This window comes from Mesobacillus selenatarsenatis SF-1, assembly GCF_000813125.1.
In the GTDB taxonomy this organism is placed as follows: Bacteria; Bacillota; Bacilli; order Bacillales; family Cytobacillaceae; genus Mesobacillus; species Mesobacillus selenatarsenatis.
Window position 1 is genome coordinate 70435 of the sequence record NZ_BASE01000005.1, and the last position, 18998, is coordinate 89432.

The 18998-nt window shown below is 41.5% G+C and carries 20 protein-coding genes and 1 tRNA gene; 1 reads left to right on the top strand and 20 read right to left on the bottom strand.

The genetic code is table 11. The annotated features are described in order from the left end of the window. Positions 1–214: 214 nt before the first annotated feature. From TY49_RS01155 to TY49_RS01255, 20 genes are all read right to left on the bottom strand, one after another. Positions 215–796: a recombinase family protein gene (locus tag TY49_RS01155; RefSeq protein WP_041964070.1), complete on the bottom strand. Its 582-nt coding sequence runs from the start codon at positions 794–796 to the stop codon at positions 215–217. 448 nt (positions 797–1244) lie between these two features. Continuing rightward, positions 1245–1724 (bottom strand): hypothetical protein, encoded by a 480-nt coding sequence (locus TY49_RS01160; RefSeq protein ID WP_041964071.1) that lies wholly within the window; start codon positions 1722–1724, stop codon positions 1245–1247. Position 1725: 1 nt separating this feature from the next. Then, entirely contained in the window at positions 1726–2496 is a 771-nt protein-coding gene (locus TY49_RS01165) for an AbiV family abortive infection protein (RefSeq protein WP_041964072.1), read from the bottom strand. Positions 2497–2591: 95 nt separating this feature from the next. Then, entirely contained in the window at positions 2592–3047 is a 456-nt protein-coding gene (locus tag TY49_RS01170; RefSeq protein WP_052442036.1) for an SHOCT domain-containing protein, read from the bottom strand. Between the two features lie 105 nt (positions 3048–3152). After that, on the bottom strand, positions 3153–3635 hold the full coding sequence (locus tag TY49_RS01175; RefSeq protein WP_052442037.1) for a hypothetical protein: 483 nt from the start codon (positions 3633–3635) through the stop codon (positions 3153–3155). A gap of 103 nt (positions 3636–3738) precedes the next feature. Beyond that, positions 3739–4746, bottom strand: coding sequence for a tyrosine-type recombinase/integrase (locus TY49_RS01180; RefSeq protein WP_041964074.1), 1008 nt, complete (start codon positions 4744–4746; stop codon positions 3739–3741). 132 nt (positions 4747–4878) lie between these two features. Beyond that, positions 4879–4952: transfer RNA gene (locus TY49_RS01185), tRNA-Arg, on the bottom strand. A gap of 122 nt (positions 4953–5074) precedes the next feature. After that, positions 5075–5599: a metallophosphoesterase gene (locus TY49_RS01190; RefSeq protein ID WP_041964075.1), complete on the bottom strand. Its 525-nt coding sequence runs from the start codon at positions 5597–5599 to the stop codon at positions 5075–5077. Continuing rightward, a complete protein-coding gene (locus tag TY49_RS01195) occupies positions 5592–6197 on the bottom strand; it encodes an XTP/dITP diphosphatase (protein ID WP_041964076.1) in 606 nt (201 codons plus the stop codon). The genes TY49_RS01190 and TY49_RS01195 overlap by 8 nt, the downstream gene beginning before the upstream one ends. 14 nt (positions 6198–6211) lie before the next feature. Continuing rightward, positions 6212–6967, bottom strand: a complete 756-nt coding sequence (rph, locus tag TY49_RS01200) for a ribonuclease PH (protein ID WP_041964077.1) — start codon at positions 6965–6967, stop codon at positions 6212–6214. A 121-nt stretch (positions 6968–7088) separates the two neighbouring features. After that, positions 7089–8159: a GerMN domain-containing protein gene (locus tag TY49_RS01205; RefSeq protein WP_041964078.1), complete on the bottom strand. Its 1071-nt coding sequence runs from the start codon at positions 8157–8159 to the stop codon at positions 7089–7091. 138 nt (positions 8160–8297) lie between these two features. Then, positions 8298–9095 (bottom strand): glutamate racemase, encoded by a 798-nt coding sequence (racE, locus tag TY49_RS01210; RefSeq protein ID WP_041964093.1) that lies wholly within the window; start codon positions 9093–9095, stop codon positions 8298–8300. Between the two features lie 10 nt (positions 9096–9105). Next, on the bottom strand, positions 9106–9564 hold the full coding sequence (locus TY49_RS01215; RefSeq protein WP_041964079.1) for a MarR family winged helix-turn-helix transcriptional regulator: 459 nt from the start codon (positions 9562–9564) through the stop codon (positions 9106–9108). Positions 9565–9750: 186 nt separating this feature from the next. Further along, positions 9751–9975, bottom strand: a complete 225-nt coding sequence (gerE, locus tag TY49_RS01220; RefSeq protein WP_019154738.1) for a spore germination transcription factor GerE — start codon at positions 9973–9975, stop codon at positions 9751–9753. A gap of 332 nt (positions 9976–10307) precedes the next feature. Next, positions 10308–10775 (bottom strand): acyl-CoA thioesterase, encoded by a 468-nt coding sequence (locus tag TY49_RS01225; RefSeq protein ID WP_041964080.1) that lies wholly within the window; start codon positions 10773–10775, stop codon positions 10308–10310. Positions 10776–11125: 350 nt separating this feature from the next. Then, the gene (locus tag TY49_RS01235) at positions 11126–13417 is read right to left on the bottom strand and encodes a DUF8508 domain-containing protein (RefSeq protein ID WP_052442038.1); all 2292 of its coding nucleotides are present in this window, start codon (positions 13415–13417) and stop codon (positions 11126–11128) included. 225 nt (positions 13418–13642) lie between these two features. Then, positions 13643–14224 (bottom strand): class D sortase, LPxTATN-specific, encoded by a 582-nt coding sequence (srtD, locus tag TY49_RS01240; protein WP_041964082.1) that lies wholly within the window; start codon positions 14222–14224, stop codon positions 13643–13645. Positions 14225–14501: 277 nt separating this feature from the next. Continuing rightward, positions 14502–15263 (bottom strand): succinate dehydrogenase iron-sulfur subunit, encoded by a 762-nt coding sequence (gene sdhB, locus TY49_RS01245; RefSeq protein WP_041964083.1) that lies wholly within the window; start codon positions 15261–15263, stop codon positions 14502–14504. A 6-nt stretch (positions 15264–15269) separates the two neighbouring features. After that, entirely contained in the window at positions 15270–17027 is a 1758-nt protein-coding gene (gene sdhA / locus TY49_RS01250) for a succinate dehydrogenase flavoprotein subunit (protein ID WP_041964084.1), read from the bottom strand. An 86-nt stretch (positions 17028–17113) separates the two neighbouring features. Continuing rightward, positions 17114–17722 (bottom strand): succinate dehydrogenase cytochrome b558 subunit, encoded by a 609-nt coding sequence (locus TY49_RS01255; RefSeq protein ID WP_041964085.1) that lies wholly within the window; start codon positions 17720–17722, stop codon positions 17114–17116. 457 nt (positions 17723–18179) lie between these two features. On the opposite strand from TY49_RS01255, the gene TY49_RS01260 reads away from it, so the two are divergent. Further along, the gene (locus tag TY49_RS01260; RefSeq protein ID WP_041964086.1) at positions 18180–18635 is read left to right on the top strand and encodes a YslB family protein; all 456 of its coding nucleotides are present in this window, start codon (positions 18180–18182) and stop codon (positions 18633–18635) included. The last annotated feature ends 363 nt before the right edge of the window (positions 18636–18998 follow it).

An 18998-nucleotide genomic window follows, 5' to 3' on the forward strand; every position in this document is an offset into this window, starting at 1 on the left:
ACAGATTATACAAGAAAGATACGAATAGAGTTCGATTAGCTTTTCGCTGCTCACTGTGCTGCTACTTTCGGATACAAGATAGATAGACGATAGAATGCGGCTTCCATATCGGCGTAACGTGTCATCGTATAACACCCCGTAATAATGTAAAAATGTTGTGGCGTGATATATTCGGGTATGCAGGCATAAAAAAGAGCGCTCTATTGCGCCCTAATTACTTTAAGCCTTCACGTTCTAATAATCTATACAGCGTACCTGTACCAATCGATAGCGTCTTCGTTATATAGCGAACTGATTTCCCTTCCTTATACCAATCTATCGCCTGTGCCGCCTTCTCCGCTTTCTTGCCGCCCTCTACTACTTCTAGCTTACGTCCTTTAAACTTGCCCTCTTTTTTCGCTATTTCGATTCCTTCTCTTTGGCGTTTAAGCGTAAGTCCTCGCTCTAGCTGCGCAAGACTGCCGAAAATGTTTAGTAAGAACTCATTCATAGGATTGTCGCTTGTAGTATCGAGCCATGATTCGCCTAGCGACTTAAGACAAGCGCCTCTTTCCTTAATACGGTCTACTATATCGATAAGGTCTTTAACTGAGCGAGATAGACGGCTTATTTCATGTACGATTACTATGTCTCCCTCTTCCAGTTCCGCGAGCAAGCGTTGTAGCTCTGGACGTTCTGTATTCTTGCCGCTTACTTTCTCTTCGTAGAATACTTCGCAGCCTGCCGCTTTAAGAGCTTTCTTTTGTCTAACCGTGTTCTGTGATTCGCTGCTTACTCGTATGTATGCTTTTATCATTATCGTTACCCCCGATATCCGTTTCTGTTATTGCTTTAATTTTAGCTTTAATTTCAGTAACAGTCAAACGGTAACAATACAAATAGCCGCAAACCCTTGTTATTACTGCCTTCCTGTTTTCCCTTGAAACGTTACCGTATAAGCACACTCTATCGGAACGCTGTGCGCAGTTTTTGAGTATTAATTTCAATTCCGCTTAACCCCCTGGGTTTTACAGTAAGGCTTCCGGTAGGAACGGGCAGCGCATGAACCCCTATGAGTTCAATATATGTAAACGATTGTAACCGATATATCACCAAGCATTTTTACTTTATACGCTTATATGAAAGGACTTTTGCGATAACTGGCGGTTAACGTTACTCGTTTACATATTACTTTCGTATTGATCGTTATCTATTGAATAAAAAAAAGCGCTAAGCTTATTTAGCATGCGCCAATTTATTCCTCTCTAATCTTTCTTATAATCAAAAAGAATATCATAAATATTTCCGTCCCTACGGTGGGTATCCTTTCTCTTCCACCATGACTTTATTAGCTTTGGTTGTTCAACATCTTTTTTCATAGCTTTAATTAATTCGATATATCGCTCTTGCCCTTCGATCGAACTTGTGCTGATACCCTCTTTTTCACAAATCGCAAGATTCTCGATAACTTCATCAGAGCCATATAAAATAACTAAGTTCTTACAATACATATAATTTCTATTAATTTCGTAACTAGTATTAAAATCAGTTCTTATACTTGTAGGCCTACTAAAAACAAGTAAAGCGTTTATATATTCTGCATAATATTGACTTTTCTTATCTGCGACTTTCATTAACAAATCTTTATTTTTTGTTAGAAAGTTTGATAGTATTGCCCCTAACATTATTCCAAAAATAGAAACTAACCAACCATTCGAATTTATCCATAATAAAACTTTCTCCATATTAGCGCTCCTCTTCATTTTTCTGGTCGTGATTATATTGTACTCCTACTTCTCTCATCATTCTTAATACATCTTTTTCTTTTATATTAATATTTCTGATGTAAATTGACATCAATATTAGTTTTTTCAATTCCTCTATATCCTCTAAACCTTTTCTTTCATATTCTTCTATTGCCACGTAACCTTCCATTGGATATAGCTTTACTAAGTCCATAATCTCCTTATAAAAATTCTGGTAGTCTTGATTAGATTCAAGTTGAAATAAATTCCCTTTCAATGATTCTTCTTTACTCCCATAATAATTATAATAATCCTTTGCCAAATCAAGCATATGAGAAGCTATCACTTCTGTTATAACTTCTGATGGTTTGCAGTATTCGCCATTTTTATATCTACCTGCATAAAGGCTTTCATTTTTTAGGTTATTTAACTTTTCTTCTAATTGTTCCGGTTTAATATTCAATAGTTTAATAAATCTCTCTACTTTATCCATTTTCGTAATAATAACACTTTTAAATTTCTCTTTGTGTCTGACAAGTCTGTCATTAAGTTTCTTCCAATTCGTATCACCATACACAATATTCTCAGCCATACTATTTACAATCATCGCAATTTTGGATAGTTCCTCGCAGGCTAAATGTGCTAATGTATATGCTCTTGCATATCTCCCGTTCGTCAATAATAATTCGCTTTCAGTTATTAACTCTGTTGCATTTTCAAGAATTTTAACTCTAGCAACTTCAACCTCTTCAATTGAAAATTCTTTGCTCACAATTAGCACCCCTCTATGTCTATAAACTTATTATACAATTTTTTCCTACATTACCCATAAAAAAAAGAACGCTGTTATAGCGTCCTCTCTGCGTATTATCCTAAAAGCTGCTGTTTTTTGGCATTAAACTCGTCGTCTGTTATAATTCCTGCGTCCCGTAGCTCTGCAAACTTCTTTAATTCGTCGGCAATTGATAGCGGCTGAATCGTCGTAGTTTCGATTTGAAGGGCTGCGTCTCGGTAGTCTTCGATCAATTGCTTACAACGTTGGAATTCAGGATAGTCTTTCTTGCGGAACATTACAGTATTCTCGTCTTTCGCAGCGTCAAAGTTTGAGCGCCCCTTCGATTCGCCTGAGCCTGAGAAAATTATTTGCATGTGTCCTGCTAATATCGTCCCTGGCTCTTTCATTTGAATTCCCGTTATGGACTTAATTTGTATATCCTTTTCTTTGCGACTATGATAAGTACCTTTTTTATGTTTGATAGTAACCTTCATAGGACTTACTTCTACAAACGCCGTGCCACTTTCGAAAATATGCTTCTCACTCACAAACATTCCCCCCTCAATGTTTTCACCGATTATCTTTAATTTAATTTCTACAGTCGCAAGCTTTGTTCATTGAAGTTAAATGCCATAGTTTTAAGCTATTCTATTCTATCTTTTATTTTTCGAATTTTTATTATTCCCGCCTAACCCTCTCTGAATAGCACCTGCGCATGCTTCCGTCAATGGTTGACCGATGGCTTCCTTATAATTAAAGCCTAATAATTGCATTGTTTTTAATGTATCCTTATTTATCAGTTCAATTAAAAACTTCATATTTTCGCGATTTTCATCAAGCTTTGGAGAAAAAGAACTTAATAGTTCTACTACCCGTTGAAGGGTGTTCTGAAGGTGTTCAATGTCTTCGTCACTTATGGTAACTCTTTCGTATAAGCCTTTATATTCGCGCGCTACCATTTCTAGTTCCATTTTATCTTGTAATAGATTATTAATGATTTCTTCATAGATAATTTGCTTCTCGTTTTCTGCTTTCTTTTCTTTAGCTTGTGTCATTTTTGTACTAACCCAATCATACGAGTTCTTCCCCAATGCTTCTGTAAATCTAATAGCTAATTGAGCAACCTGTTCTTCCATTATTGAACTTCCTCCTTTGATTTGATAACTCTATTATACAATTATTTCCTTTCTACATATAGAAAAAGAGCGCTAAGCATAATCGCCTGCGCCCAAAAAGTAATTATAAAAATTTACGTAAGTTCTCCGCTACTTCTTCTTTATCGAGATGTAAGTACTGGCTGGTTACCGCTAAATTACTGTGTCCTAACGCTTTTGAAATATGGGCAATATTAGCGCCTTTTTCGAGCAGATTCTTCGCAAACCCTCTTCGTAAAGCGTGGGGATTAATATTTTTCAGTCCATATTCTTTAGCGTACTTATTCAATCTCTTTTGTATGTTATTATGCGTTTGGCTCGTCGCAATAATACCGCCTTGCTTCGTTATAAAAACATAATTATTTTCTCTTTGATATTCCTTACGGATAGCCTCATTCTGGTTGAGTAGAACTGTTAGCAAGCGATTTAGAGTCCCATCGATCGGTAATAAAAGTTGGTCGTGATTCTTTATGATTGAGCCGTCGATCTTCATAAGATTGTTTTCTAGGTCGATATGTCGATTTTCTAAGTGAACGATAGTATTTATACGTAAACCTGTCTTATACATTAATAATAGCGCTGTAGCGTCTCGAAGCTGCACAAAGTCATTTAAATTTAATACCGATAGCAGAATATTAATATCGCGTTCAGCAGCGCCTTCCTTAACAATATTATCGACTTTTATATTAATTGGACGCCAAAATTTTCGCTCTATCCAACCGTTGTCAAAGCACCTAGAAAGAAATGCCTTCAAACATTTTAGGCGAGTTAACTTAGTTTGCTTAGAAACGTCCATAATCGCAAGCCATTCGTAAATATGGTCGGAGTTTAGTTCGTCCACATACGTTGTCCTTACCGTCCCAATAAAATGTTTAACATAAATGTTATAATCGCTAATTGTGCGTGGACGGTTGCCGCTTATCTCCATTTGACGGGTAACAGTAGCGAGTGCCTTTTCGATAGTGAGACGGTCTGTATCTCGTTCTTTCAACAACTTCGCCTTCTCAACCTTTCCGCCGAATTGCTCTGATTTTCCGTTAAATAACCCACTTAAATCTTCTGTTACCGTGAGTACCGCTTTCTTTTTTGTCATAAATAAAAAACCTCCTATGCGTAAATGGCTAAGTCGATTTCGGTAATACTTTCGCATTTGACCGATACATTGACCGTTTCATTTAACGTCATAGAAGGTTAGTTTAGCGGGCTTTATCGCCGCTGTTCGTAGCGTCCCAGGAGAGATTCGAACTCCCGACCGTACGCTTAGAAGGCGTATGCTCTATCCAACTGAGCTACTGGGACTTGGTTGTTTTTTAAAGACAAGATTTATTATATTAGCCAAACAACTAAAAGTCAATAATAAATCATAACTTTTTTTCTGAGGGAAACCTGATGACTCCCCTCAGAAAATCATTATAGTAGTTTCAACTCTTTTTGTGAAGTGAAAACTCCTGTCTTAACTCTGTCAACTCTCCATTACCATAGTCATAGATCTGTAATATAGCTTTTTCGTTTTCCAGCTCAAGGATGGCATAGCTCTTTTCAGCCCTGCTCCGTGGCAGCCTGATGCTTCCTGGATTGATGAACAGTACATCATCGACCATTTCTGCTCCTAGCAAATGTGAATGTCCAAAGCATACAATATCAGCTTGCAGTTCTTTAGCCTTATAGTATAAATTTACGAGAGTAGACTTTACTGAGTAAAGATGCCCATGCGTCACAAAGATTTTCACACCATTTACGTCATGGGTTTCATCATCAGGAAAGGTGCCATAAAAGTCGCAATTCCCTTTGACCGACCTGAAATTCACAATAGCAGCATCGCTTTCAGAAAGCTCTGAGTCACCGCAGTGGATCATCAAGTCCACATCATTTCCATGCAGCTTCTCGATTCCCTCAAGTACCTCAGTTGACCCGTGGCTGTCACTGACAATCAGCACCTTACTCATGGCTATCCTCAAGCTTTTTCAGGAGGTCGTCCAGTTTTCTGATCGCATTGGCCCGATGGCTGATTTTATTTTTTTCGTCTGAGGCCAGTTCGGCCATAGCTTTTCCCTCTGTTTCTACGAAGAAAATCGGATCATAGCCAAAACCATTGCTACCGCGCCTTTCATTCAGGATTCTTCCTTCACATGTCCCGAATACCGTCACCGTTTCCTTACCTGGCTCTGCCATCGCGAGTGCACAGCAGAATCTTGCGGTTCGCTCCCTTTCTGGCACACCCTGAAGTTCTTCGAGGACTTTGTCGATGTTATTTTCATCATTTTTTTCAGAACCTGCGTAGCGTGCAGAATACACACCTGGCCGTCCTTCCAATGCGTCGATTTCTAGTCCTGAATCATCCGCAATCACACGGACACCAAGATTATTAGCGATTGTCTCAGCTTTTAAGATAGCGTTCTCCTCAAAAGTTGTTCCTGTTTCTTCTACATCTTCAATTTCTGGATAATCGAGCAATGTTTTTACCGCCAACCCTTTTGGCAAAAAAAGCTTCTCGAATTCCTTTGCTTTTCCTATGTTTTTTGTCGCGATTATGACTGATTCCATCTTTGAGATCTCCCCTATTTCTTTTTTCCGCCCTCAATTTTAGCAGTCAATTCTTCCCCTAGTGCTTCCTTCTGTTTTTCGAACAGTTCTGTTATTCCATCTTGCGCTGCCTTTAAGAGCTCCTGCAGCTGGCTGTATGAAAAAGTAGCTTCTTCTCCGGTACCTTGCAGTTCAACAAATTCTCCATTGCCTGTCATGACAACATTCATGTCGACATTGGCAGCAGAATCCTCAACATAATTCAAATCAACAACAGCCTCGCCGTTCTTCAAAATCCCGACACTCGTCGCAGCAAGAAAGTCTGTCACTGGAAACGCAGACAGCTTCTTTTGCTTGCTCAGCTTCTCTAGAGCCATAGCCATAGCAACAAATGCTCCGGTGATTGACGCAGTTCGTGTGCCGCCATCTGCCTGGATGACATCACAATCGACCCAAACAGTTCGCTCGCCTATAGCCTCAAGATTAACGACTGCGCGCAGTGCTCTGCCGATCAAACGCTGGATTTCCATAGTCCTTCCGGTAATCTTTCCTTTTGCCGCCTCACGAATATTCCTCTGTTCAGTAGCGCGTGGCAGCATAGAGTATTCTGCCGTAATCCATCCTTTTCCTTCGCCCCTCATGAATGGAGGAACGCGGTCCTCAATGCTGGCAGTACATATTACCTTCGTATCTCCAACAGAAATCAGCACAGAGCCTTCTGGATGTTTCAGGTAATCAGTTTCAATATGTATTGGTCTTAATTGCAGGGGTTCACGCCCATCAAATCGCATTTAAAAGCCCTCCTTAGCATGATAAAAGGCAGACAGCCTGCCTGGAAAACACAATAAATAAGAGGCAGGATATGTGCCTGCCTCTTTGAATGTCTTTATTTAGTATATCAAAATCTGGCTATTAAAAACTACCTGTGTTTACTTTTTCAGGCCTTGTAACCGGCTCAGCCAGTTTTTCTCCCGATTCTGTCAGCACATCCGCCTTCCCATTCACCGTAAGGGCCACACTCTCAACACCATTCTGTTCTGTCAGTGACAGCACAAGTGAATTGAGCAGGTGTTCAGATACCATCTTTTCTTCAAAGCTGCCGTAAATTGATTCATTGAAGTTCAATGTTACCTTTCCATCCTCAACCTTAGGCGCTTCGAGCAGCTTTACACCAGACTCGAAGTCCGACAGTAGATTGGATGCATATGCTGGTCCTTCAACAAGCTCGTTCACAATTGCGGTAATGTTATCCTTCACATCATTGCTGACGCGTTTTGTTACAGGAACATAATAATATGCGCCTTCCTCACCGCCAATATAATAAACAGTGACTGCTTTAGTATTTGTGATATCAACGACATCGGAGTTGTCGACATTGATGCCATCCGCACGACTCAACTCTCCCCCAATAGGAGTACCGCCTACAGGCATTGCCTCAAGAGGAGTGCCATTCATCTGAAGCTTAACTTCATTAACTGTATCAAATTGTGTAAGCGTCCATGTCACAGCCTGAAGAATCTTTTTCTCATCCTCTTTTTTATAGGTTGCAAATTCTTTTGAAAAGTCTACTGTCGCTGTTCCGTCCTTGATGTTCACTGTCATTTGTGTGTCAGCTGGAAGGACGGCCCTGAAGCCATTTGGAAGCATTTGCTCAACAGGCCCATTCGCAACAAGGTATTCCAGTGCCTGCTGGGCTACACCCTCTTTTTTCGGCAGACCCATCGTCTGTGAGACGACATATCCATTTTTATCGATCAAATAAAGTTCTGTCTGATTGGACGTCTCAACTGCTTCTTTTCCATCCTCACTTGTTTCTGTAGAAACATTTTCATCAAGCGCCTCCCCATCTTCCATGAAAGTAACATCCTGGGGAGGATCGATCTTCTTCTTTTCCTCGCCACCGAACAGTCCACAGCCAGATAGGAATACCGTAGTTGCCAATGTAGCAGCTGTTACGACCACAGCCTTTTTATTTTTTGACATATAAATCCCTCCAAAGACAGTTTGTACTAATATGTATACGAGCCTTTGGATATTTTAGACCGCCTTTGAGAAGATTTTTGGTCAAATAAAATAGAATTAAACAAAATCAAAAAAGACCTCCGTCTCCGGAAGCCATAATTAACCTAATTTAATTTTCTCAACGTTTTCTATCGGCCTTTCCAGCCACTGGGATGCTATGGAGGAAAAAATCGTTCTTGAGCCTGTCATGTAATAGGAATGCTCAGGAAGCTCTTCCCTGTCAGCAAACATGTCGTTATGGCCAAGGATCGTGCTTACCTCTCGGGCTGTTTCTTCGCCCGAACTGATCACCTTGACCTCAGGACCCATGACTTCCTTAATGAGTGGTTCGAGCAAAGGATAGTGGGTGCAGCCCAGGATCAATGTATCAAGTCCCAGCCCATGTAATGGTTGCAGGGTTTCAGTGACCACTTTTTTTGCGACTCGTCCATCGTATTCACCACTTTCTACAAGCGGCACGAATTTAGGGCAGGCGAGTGCTTCAATAGCAGTCTTACGGTTGATGGATTTCAGTGCATGCTCGTATGCTCGGCTTTTTACTGTGCCTTCAGTTCCGATAATGCCAATTTTATAATTGTCCGTTACCTTGATTGCTGTCCTCGCACCAGGCTGGATGACGCCTAACACAGGAATCGATAGTTCATTCCTTATTTCGTCAAGGACCACCGCGGTCGCTGTATTGCACGCGATGACAAGCATTTTAATATTCTTTTCAAGCAAAAAGCGGGTCATTTGCCAGGTAAATCTTTTCACTTCCTCAACAGGGCGAGGCCCGTATGGACAACGGGCCGTATCACCGACATAGATGATCTGTTCATATGGAAGCTGTCTCATGACTTCCTTGGCAACGGTTAGCCCGCCTACTCCTGAATCAATGATTCCGATTGGTCGATTCAAAAAACTCGCCTCATTCTCCACGCATTTCTTGATGTAATTTCGTTAAGCCCTCTTTAAGGGATAATATTTCCTCACCTGAAAAATCCTTCAATACCTCTTGAAGGTACAATTGGCGTTTCTTGATCACTTCATCGATGATCCTTTCACCTTCGTCCAGCAAATGGATGCGAACAACACGCCTGTCATTAGGATCCTTTACTCTTACAACAAGTTCATTTTTCTCCATCCTGTCAACAAGATCCGTGGTGGTGCTGCATGCCAGGAACATTTTATTCGACAGCTCCCCGATTGTCATATCCCCGTCCTCGAATAGCCATTGCAGTGCAATGAACTGGGGAGGAGTAATTGTGTAATTGCTGAGGAGTTCGCGTCCCTTCTGCTTTATGATCCCAGATATGTACCGTAGATCCTTTTCGATATCAGCAACTGTCTCCAGCCCCTGATTTTTTTCTACCCCTTCAAGTTTCATCCAAAACAACTCCTAAAAATCTATTTCCTTTATCCATAAAACTTGTTATCCAAGCAGAGATGATTTTTACTATTGTCCTTATTTTCTACTTTTTTCGAGTAAATTTCAAGACAGAATTCCGATTACAGCCTGTTTTACCCCTTTAAACATCTTAACCGGCCTCCCATCCAGGTTGGCCGGTCTTGATTAAAGTTCTAGCTCTCCCATACGCAGGAGCTCTACAACAGCTTGGGAACGCCCCTTTACACCAAGCTTTTGCATGGCGTTTGAAATATGGTTCCGAACCGTTTTTTCGCTGATAAATAATTCACTAGCGATCTCTTTTGTTGTTTTGTCTTGTACTAACAGTTCGAAAACTTCTCTTTCGCGTTTAGTGAGTAATGGCTTGTGAGTATATTCATTTTCCTTCAAGTATTGTAACCCTCCTTGCCTTCGCCAGCTGTGAACTGCGGGGTGGGTATAAATTTAGTCAAAATATCATATGTGAAGGAAAGAATTGTAGTGACAATATTTAAGGGACTTCATGCCATTTTTTATTAATGGCTGTTTTCGTAAAAATTGTTGTTAAAATCCTAAAGCCGATTTTAACGTAATATATCCCCATTTTGCAGGTCGGTATTAAGTTTGCATGCTCTTTTCTCATAAGAAGCGTCAACTTTACGAAGGAATATGGTGATTCACTCCAATTTTGTATTCAATAGCAACAAAGTTTGAGAAAAGAGCCTTATTAATTAACACAAAACTTATTTAACGATGGATTTCTTGCTTTCTGAAAACAAGTGCCTCATATCCTCTGTCCAGGATACTCCCTTGCCTGTTTTCTTGGAGATTTGAACGATCGTTCCCCTTCCAGTCAGGCATATCGAGCCGTCTGCTTTTTTGACCATATAGTGAAGATCAACCGAGGAATTCCCAATCGAGTTTGCCTTCACGTATATTTTTAGGTTCTCATCAAAAAAGATCTGGCTTAAATAATCACATTGCAGATCGGCAACGACCGGAATCGTCTCATTCTCTGGTTTGACCCAATCCTGCATGAACCCCTGGCTCTTAAAATACTCAATCCTCGCCTGTTCGAAATATGTAAACGGGACAGTGTTATTTAAGTGCCCAAACATATCTGTTTCAGAAAACCGTACCTTCACCTGGTAAAAAAATTCAAACTCCTCTTCCCAGCTTACAATCTCATTAATGTATTCCATCTTCTTCATGTTGAAACCTCCCGTAAACTGAATGAACATTCATTCTTTTCTTTATTATAAATATTTTTAGTCTCTTTGGGAAGGGCAAAGAGCGCAAGCGCCTTGTCCAGCCCCGACAAGCGCTGCCCGCCTATAACGCCACGTCCTGTGGCTGGCGGGTCTAGCACATCGTGTGCCTCGGAGGGCCTGGCAGTGACGTCGTTCTTTGACTTCATTGGCAGGATCGAAGCGTCTCGAGGGGCTAGGCGCTGGAGCTGGATTATGAAAAATCCATATAGATATATCCACATCGGAATTTTTTTACATTTTAATAGACAACAAAAAAGAGGGATTGGAAATTTCCAATCCCTCCTTTAGATTCAGCTAGCCTTGTTATAGCCACAAGCTTTACCTTTTTTATCGTGCCCTAAATGCTTTCCGTTATCTTCATTCTGCTTTTCTGGTCCGTTGCCACTTGAATCCGGACACTGTCTATGCCCATTATTCAAATGAATTTGCACCATCACAGGATCATGGTCACTTGCTCGTCCATGCTCTTCCATATACAAGGAGTTGATATTGATAATATCAGCCTCTGTTTGATCAGCAAGATGATTAGATACAAGAATATGATCCAACACCTGTGAATTCCCCTGGTAGTTGTAAGTGAACCTCTCGCCTTCTGGCAAAGTCTCAACCATATTAGTCAATTGGCCGTTTTCCAGAACCTCAATTGGCTTGGAAAATTCGAAGTCATTCAAATCGCCCAGGACAACAACATTTGCCTTTGGATCTTCTGCATGTATGCCTGCAATAAATTCATTGAGCAATTTTGCAATCTCGATTCTTTGCACTTCGCTATCGAGTACAGGTGGCTGGGTCACCCCGAATAAAGGATCATCTCCACCCTTTGAGTTAAAATGATTCGCAATGACAATTACTTCCTGTCCTTTGAACACAAACTCTGCAGCCAATGGCTTTCTAGTATCTTCAAAAATAGGATTCTGTGGATCAATTCTTCCTGGATTCAAGGTTAGGTCCCCGTTTTCATAGGCAACAGCGTCTATAGCTGTTCCTTTCGGAGCTTCTTTAAGCTGAACTCGTTCTGAATTATATAAATACCCAACCCGGATATTACCTCCAGGCGCACCACCATCATGATTGTACTCAGGAGCGATGTCGGTCCAGCTGTATGCAGGTCCGCCTTGTGCAATAATTTCATCAATCAAAGCCTGGTAGCTTTGTGATGCATCTGCAGAGCCGCTGGCAGCCTGGCCATCATTATCCTGTACCTCTACCAGACCAACAATGTCAGGGGTCTTTAAGTTATTGTTGATTGAATCTGCAATTCTAGCAGTCTTGGATTGATCAGTTTCAGCAGAGAAATTTTCAATATTATAATTGGCAATCGTTAGTTTATTCTCTTTTTGTTCAAAAGTGACATAATCCTCGATCAATTCACTCTCAACCAGCTCAGGAAGAGTTTCCTGGTCAACGAGGATTTTATAGTTGGAGAAGCCGAAGCTAACAACACCAGTAACCAGGCCGTTAAAATGGTCCCCTGCTTTTGCTACAAAATCACGATCAATAAGCAGTAACATTCTTTCAGGATTAGAGCTTTCCTCAGTCAGCAGGATTCCGCCTTGCGGGCTGTATACTTTCCCTTCAACCTTCTCGGCGATGACCGGTACTTCGCCATACTTTTGAGGCCCAATTACCTGCGGGCTTTCTACTCCGATTCTCATTCCTTCAAGGCTTTCATAAAAGTCAATGCCATCCTCCGCAGGATCAAAAACACTAAATTGGTCATTGTCGATTACCTGGGTTGGAGCAATACGGTCTTGACCAATGATAATCGGCTCAGGAACCTCGACGCCCGAAGCAAGTTTTGTCACTTTAGTAGCGTTGATTTCAGTCATTGCAAGGTCGGTTTTCAGCTTTTCTCTGTAACCATCCAATACCCACTCTTTCACAAGGCCATCGACTTCGACTTGATCACCTTCAGCAAGGCCGTGGCCCTTTTTATATACATAAATAGCTTCAGATGTATTGGGATTGCCATCATCTTCCGGATCCTGCATGAAGAAAGCATTGTTTCCTTCAACTTTTGTTACAATACCCGCAACTTGAGCTACCTGCTGATCCTTATATGGAGAAGCATGGCCTTCACCCTGGATATCATGGATTTTCAAGCCAGTTACTGCTGGCGTTTCTGGCTCGCCTGGTTCACCTGGATTCCCGCCGCTGCCATCAGCGAACACCATAGCCGATGGGGATTTTAACCCTGGGACAGTAAAATAGGCAGTCAGCGATCCTGTAACCCGTACCTTTTTCCCAACAATGTCTGGATTGGTTTGTAAGCCAAATGCGTCTCTATAAGAAGGACTTATTTGAACTGGCAGTATCTTTGCAGGATCTGTTTCACCAGCAGTATCTGCCATCAAAAAATTATAATTATCTTTGAATGGTGCTTCATAATTATATGAATTGGTACCTTTTGCATGCCCTACTATGTATCCTTCAACTGTACCTGTACCATTGTTATTTTCTATTGCCTGCTGGACAGTCATAACGGTTTCAGCGGATGCTTGACCAGAAAACGGTATCGCATAGCTTACTAGTAAAATAACTGCTGTCAGCCAGGAAATAGTTTTACGCTTTAAATTCCCCATGTATATTCCTCCTGAAATTTTGTCGGAATTTATAGTATTCCGCCAAGTGAAATATAACATGGATAATTACGCCTTTTCATGAAGTGAATGTAAGTTTTTTGATAAATACTGAAAAATGAATCTATAGTATGAAAACGTTTTCTAGAGAGGCGAACTTATTTACTAGATAAAAAGAAAGCAAGCCAGGACTATTGGTCCTGGCTCACTTTACATAGTATTTTTGATTCAATGATCATCCGATGTCCTTTTCGCATAAATAATATAACGATCGGGCGCATCACCTACATAACTGAATGGATAGCATGTTGTTAGAACGAGCTCTTCTTCGGAATTTTGGAGGGTAATGATACTGGTATCATCTGCGCTGACAATTTTCGTGCCGGTTATCTCGTAGGTATAATTACCATAAGGCATTTTCATCGTCAATTGATCCCCTATTACCAAATCCCCTGCTTTGCGAAAGACTGTATCACGATGTCCTGATAGGACAATTTGTCCGTTTTCCTCAGGGTAGAACGAGCCTTTATAGTGGCCAACTCCTTTTTCAAGATCGTCAGCATCCGTTCCTTCGACTATTGCCAATTCCGCATTAATTTTTGGAATCAACAGCAATCCAGAAGCCTCTCCTGTCTCAGGCTTGAATTCTTCCTTTTTTACCTTCGGTTTATCTTCCTCGACCAATTCTTTTGCTGCCTCAAGGGAAATCTGCTCCTGTCGTTTAGTGTCCCATAACTGAAACAATCCAATCCCCAGGATAACTACACCACTAACAACAATCCCAATCGCCAATATCTTTGTAAGTTTCATATACCGCTCCCATTTATGCCTTTAGTAAAGTATACCAAGGGAACCACCCTCTAAAAAAGTACTATTTTAGCCGTAAAAGAAAAAACCTCCCTTTCGAAAAAAGAAAAGGAGGTTGCTTTTGTAGAATTAAGTATAAACTTTAAACACTCAGATTAGTGTCCAGCTCCAGCGCCTAGACCCTCAAGTCGCTTCAGTCCACCCAATGAAGTCAAAGAACGACTTCACTGGTCGGCCTTCCAGCGCTTGTCGTGTCTGAACAAGGCGCTTGCGCTTTTCTTTATACTTGATCGCTTCCGAAGAAGTTTTTGAATGCTTGCAGTGTTGTATCACGGTTCAAGGCTGCGATTGAAGTTGTCAATGGAATGCCTTTAGGGCAAGACTGGACACAGTTCTGTGAGTTACCGCAGTTTGCGAGTCCGCCATCTCCCATGATTGTTTCAAGACGCTCGCCTTTGTTCAAAGCACCTGTTGGGTGGGCATTGAAGAGACGAACCTGTGACAATGACTGTGGCCCGATGAAGTCTGACTTGTCGTTTACGTTAGGGCAAGCCTCCAGGCAGACACCACATGTCATACACTTGGAAAGTTCATATGCCCACTGACGCTTTTTCTCTGGCATACGTGGACCAGGACCGAGATCGTAAGTACCATCGATTGGCACCCATGCTTTAACACGCTTCAAAGAATCAAACATGCGGCTGCGGTCAACCTGAAGGTCACGGACAACCGGGAATGTTCTCATCGGCTCTAGCCTGATTGGCTGCTCCAGCTGGTCAACGAGCGCTGAGCATGACTGGCGCGGGCGGCCATTGATGACCATTGAACATGCACCACAAACCTCTTCAAGACAGTTCATATCCCAAGCAATTGGAGTAGTCGCTTCACCTTTTGTATTTACAGGATTACGGCGAATTTCCATTAGCGCGGAAATGACATTCATATTTGGACGGTAATCTAGTTCAAACTCTTCCTGATAAGGGGCTGAATCAGGAGTATCCTGACGACTGATGATAAAACGGACAGTTTTTTTATCTGACATACCTTATTACTCCCCCTTCTTCTTAGAGTAATCGCGCTTACGCGGTTGGATTAATGAAGTATCAACTTCTTCATAGTGGAAAGCTGGCGCAGAGTTTGCATCAACAAACTTCGCCATTGTTGTTTTCAAGAAGTCCTCATCATTACGATCTGGGAATTCTGGTTTATAGTGCGCCCCACGGCTTTCGTTACGGTTATATGCACCGATTGTGATAACACGTGCAAGCTGAAGCATGTTTTGAAGCTGGCGTGTGAACACAGCACCCTGGTTGCTCCATTTTGCCGTATCGTTGATATTGATATTCTTGTAACGCTCCATCAACTCAACAATCTTCTCGTCTGTTTTCAGAAGTCTATCATTGTATCGAACAACAGTCACATTGTCAGTCATCCATTCGCCAAGCTCTTTGTGAAGAACATATGCGTTTTCAGTGCCATCTAGTGACATTACATTATTCCACTTCTCCTGCTCCATCTTAACTGCATCATCAAATAATACAGAAGAAACAGAATCTGAGCTCTTTTCAAGGCCGTTGATGTAACGAATCGCGTTTGGACCTGCTACCATTCCACCGTAGATTGCAGACAATAGTGAGTTAGCTCCAAGACGGTTCGCACCGTGCTGTGAATAATCAACCTCACCTGCAGCAAACAGGCCTGGAATGTTTGTCATTTGATCATAGTCAACCCATAGTCCGCCCATAGAATAGTGAACTGCAGGGAAAATTTTCATAGGAACTTTTCTTGGATCATCGCCCATGAATTTCTCATAGATCTCGATGATACCGCCAAGCTTGATATCAAGCTCTTTAGGATCCTTATGTGAAAGATCAAGATAAACCATGTTCTCGCCGTTGATGCCAAGCTTTTGGCTTACGCACACATCGAAGATTTCACGTGTAGCGATGTCACGCGGAACAAGATTTCCGTAAGCAGGATACTTCTCTTCAAGGAAGTACCATGGCTTGCCATCCTTATAAGTCCAAACTCGTCCACCTTCTCCGCGGGCAGATTCACTCATCAGGCGGAGTTTGTCATCGCCAGGGATTGCTGTAGGGTGAATCTGGATGAATTCACCGTTAGCGTAATATCCACCCTGCTGATATACGATCGCAGCAGCTGAACCCGTATTGATAACTGAGTTCGTAGTTTTTCCGAAAATGATACCAGGACCACCAGTTGCCATGATGACGGCATCAGCAGCAAATGATTTGATTTCCATTGAAGTCAGATTCTGTGCTACGACTCCGCGGCAGACACCTTCTTCGTCCTTGATTATACCAAGGAATTCCCATCCTTCGTACTTTGTGACCAATCCAGCCACTTCATGACGGCGTACCTGTTCATCCAAAGCGTATAGAAGCTGCTGCCCAGTTGTTGCACCAGCAAATGCTGTACGGTGGTGCTGAGTACCACCAAAGCGGCGGAAATCAAGCAAACCTTCTGGCGTACGGTTGAACATAACTCCCATACGGTCAAGAAGGTGGATGATGCCAGGCGCTGCTTCAGCCATAGCCTTAACCGGAGGCTGGTTCGCAAGGAAGTCACCGCCATATACTGTATCATCAAAGTGCTCCCATGGAGAGTCACCTTCACCTTTAGTATTTACTGCGCCGTTGATTCCGCCCTGTGCACATACAGAGTGGGAACGTTTTACCGGCACAAGAGAAAACAGTTCAACAGGAGTTCCTGTTTCTGCAACTTTTATTGTAGCCATTAAACCGGCCAAACCGCCGCCGACTACGATAACTTTACCTTTACTCATCGTGACTCACTCCCTTAAATCCATGTCTGTCTTTCATATCCGATCAAAAGTAAATCTTTTTTCAGCAAATAGTCCTAGAAAAGGTTTTATACGAATGCCAGGATAGCGCGTACACCTACGATGGAAAGCGCAATGAAAACCCCGATAGTGACATAAGTGGAAATCACTTGTGAACGTGGTGTTACAGTGATTCCCCAGCTTACGAAGAATGACCATAATCCGTTCGCAAAGTGGAAAGTTGTCGAGATGACACCAATTAAATAGAACCAAAGCATGAATGGAGATGAAAGAATTGTCTCCATCATCTGGAAGTTAACATCTGCACCAAATGCTGCTGCAATACGGGTTTCCCATACATGCCAAGCTACGAAAACCAAAGTGATCACACCAGATACACGCTGAAGCATGAACATCCAGTTTCTGAAATGGCTGTATTGGCCTATATTGTTTTTAGCAGTAAAAGCAATATAAAGACCGTAAATTGCATGGAATAATAATGGTAAGAAGATAATGAAAATTTCTAGAAAATACCTGAAAGGCAACTGCTCCATAAAATGTGCTGCGTTATTGAATGATTCTTCTCCCCCTGTAGCAAAATGGTTGACTACAAGGTGCTGCATAAGGAAAAGACCTACTGGAATGACACCCAGCAAAGAATGCAGCCTCCGCCAATAAAACTCTTGTCTACCTGCCATATGTATACCCCCCTTGAAATTTGGCCGTGATGTTCAGGCTTCTCTCCCTATCTCTATTAACCTAACAGATTGATTCAACCCAACATCAAATAAATAAGCATTTCTTACAATTATGTGACATGTTCATTTTACTCCCATCATAATAGAGCGTCAAGAAAACGGATACATAAAAATGCTTATATAAATAAAATTTTTAAAATATATTGATATTGTAAAAATACCACTTTCTAATTATTCCAACGCGTTAAAGAGTATATTAAAATAATACTATTGCCTATAGGACACAGCTAATTAAAATTTCCCGGAACAATAATTTTTGGATACCAAAGTTTCGGGTATGGTATAAACATGGAAAAATTTTATAGAATTTCTTATGCCAAGCAATATTTAACAACTTTTTAATTTAATGTTTTCGCGGCAAATTGTTTATAATAGAGTGATAGAAAGAGGGGAGAACATGAGCGAAATAACTACTTCTGAGCAAAAAACTGAGAGCGAGCCACTGGCTGTCCCTGCGTTTGGATACGAATTGATCAGGGAAGTCCTTCTGCCGGAATTGCTCGGCAAAGATACGCCAGAAATCCTATATTGGGCCGGGAAGCGTCTTGCCCGAAAGTTTCCATTAGCAAGCCTTGACGAAACCATCCGCTTTTTCCAGGATGCCGGCTGGGGCACACTTACCATCAAAGAAGAATCCCGAAGAGAAATGGTGCTTGAACTTGGCAGCGCGCTAATTTCCTCCCGACTGAAAAACAACCCAAAAACCACGTTCCAGCTAGAAGCAGGCTTCATCGCCCAACAAATGGAACTGCAGAAAAAAGTAACAGCCGAAGCCTTCGAACACCCCAATAAAAAATCATCGAAAATTTTGTTCACGATCAAATGGGATAAGAATGATCCGATTGATGAATGATGTAGGTAAGCAGCCAGTTTAACAGAATATTTCTTTGCTAAAGCTAAAAGTGTATATCAAAGGTTACTGAGGCCAAATCTCAATCAAAGGTCACAGTAACCTTTTTACTATAACTAATACTTATTGAGTTGAACCCGCTTACCTTGGGGCATTGACTCTTTGTTTGCTATATTCATAATCGGCCGAAGTTTTTACCACTTTCCAGTCCATATCACTTTTGATGTGCCCGGTTGCTCTCCCTTTTGGCTAAACGGGGAACATATTTTCCTTCTATAAATATGATACATTCAACTCATCTCTTTAACGGAGATGAGTTTTTTCGCCTGGTTGCTCTTCCTTTTTGCCAAACGGGGAACATACTTA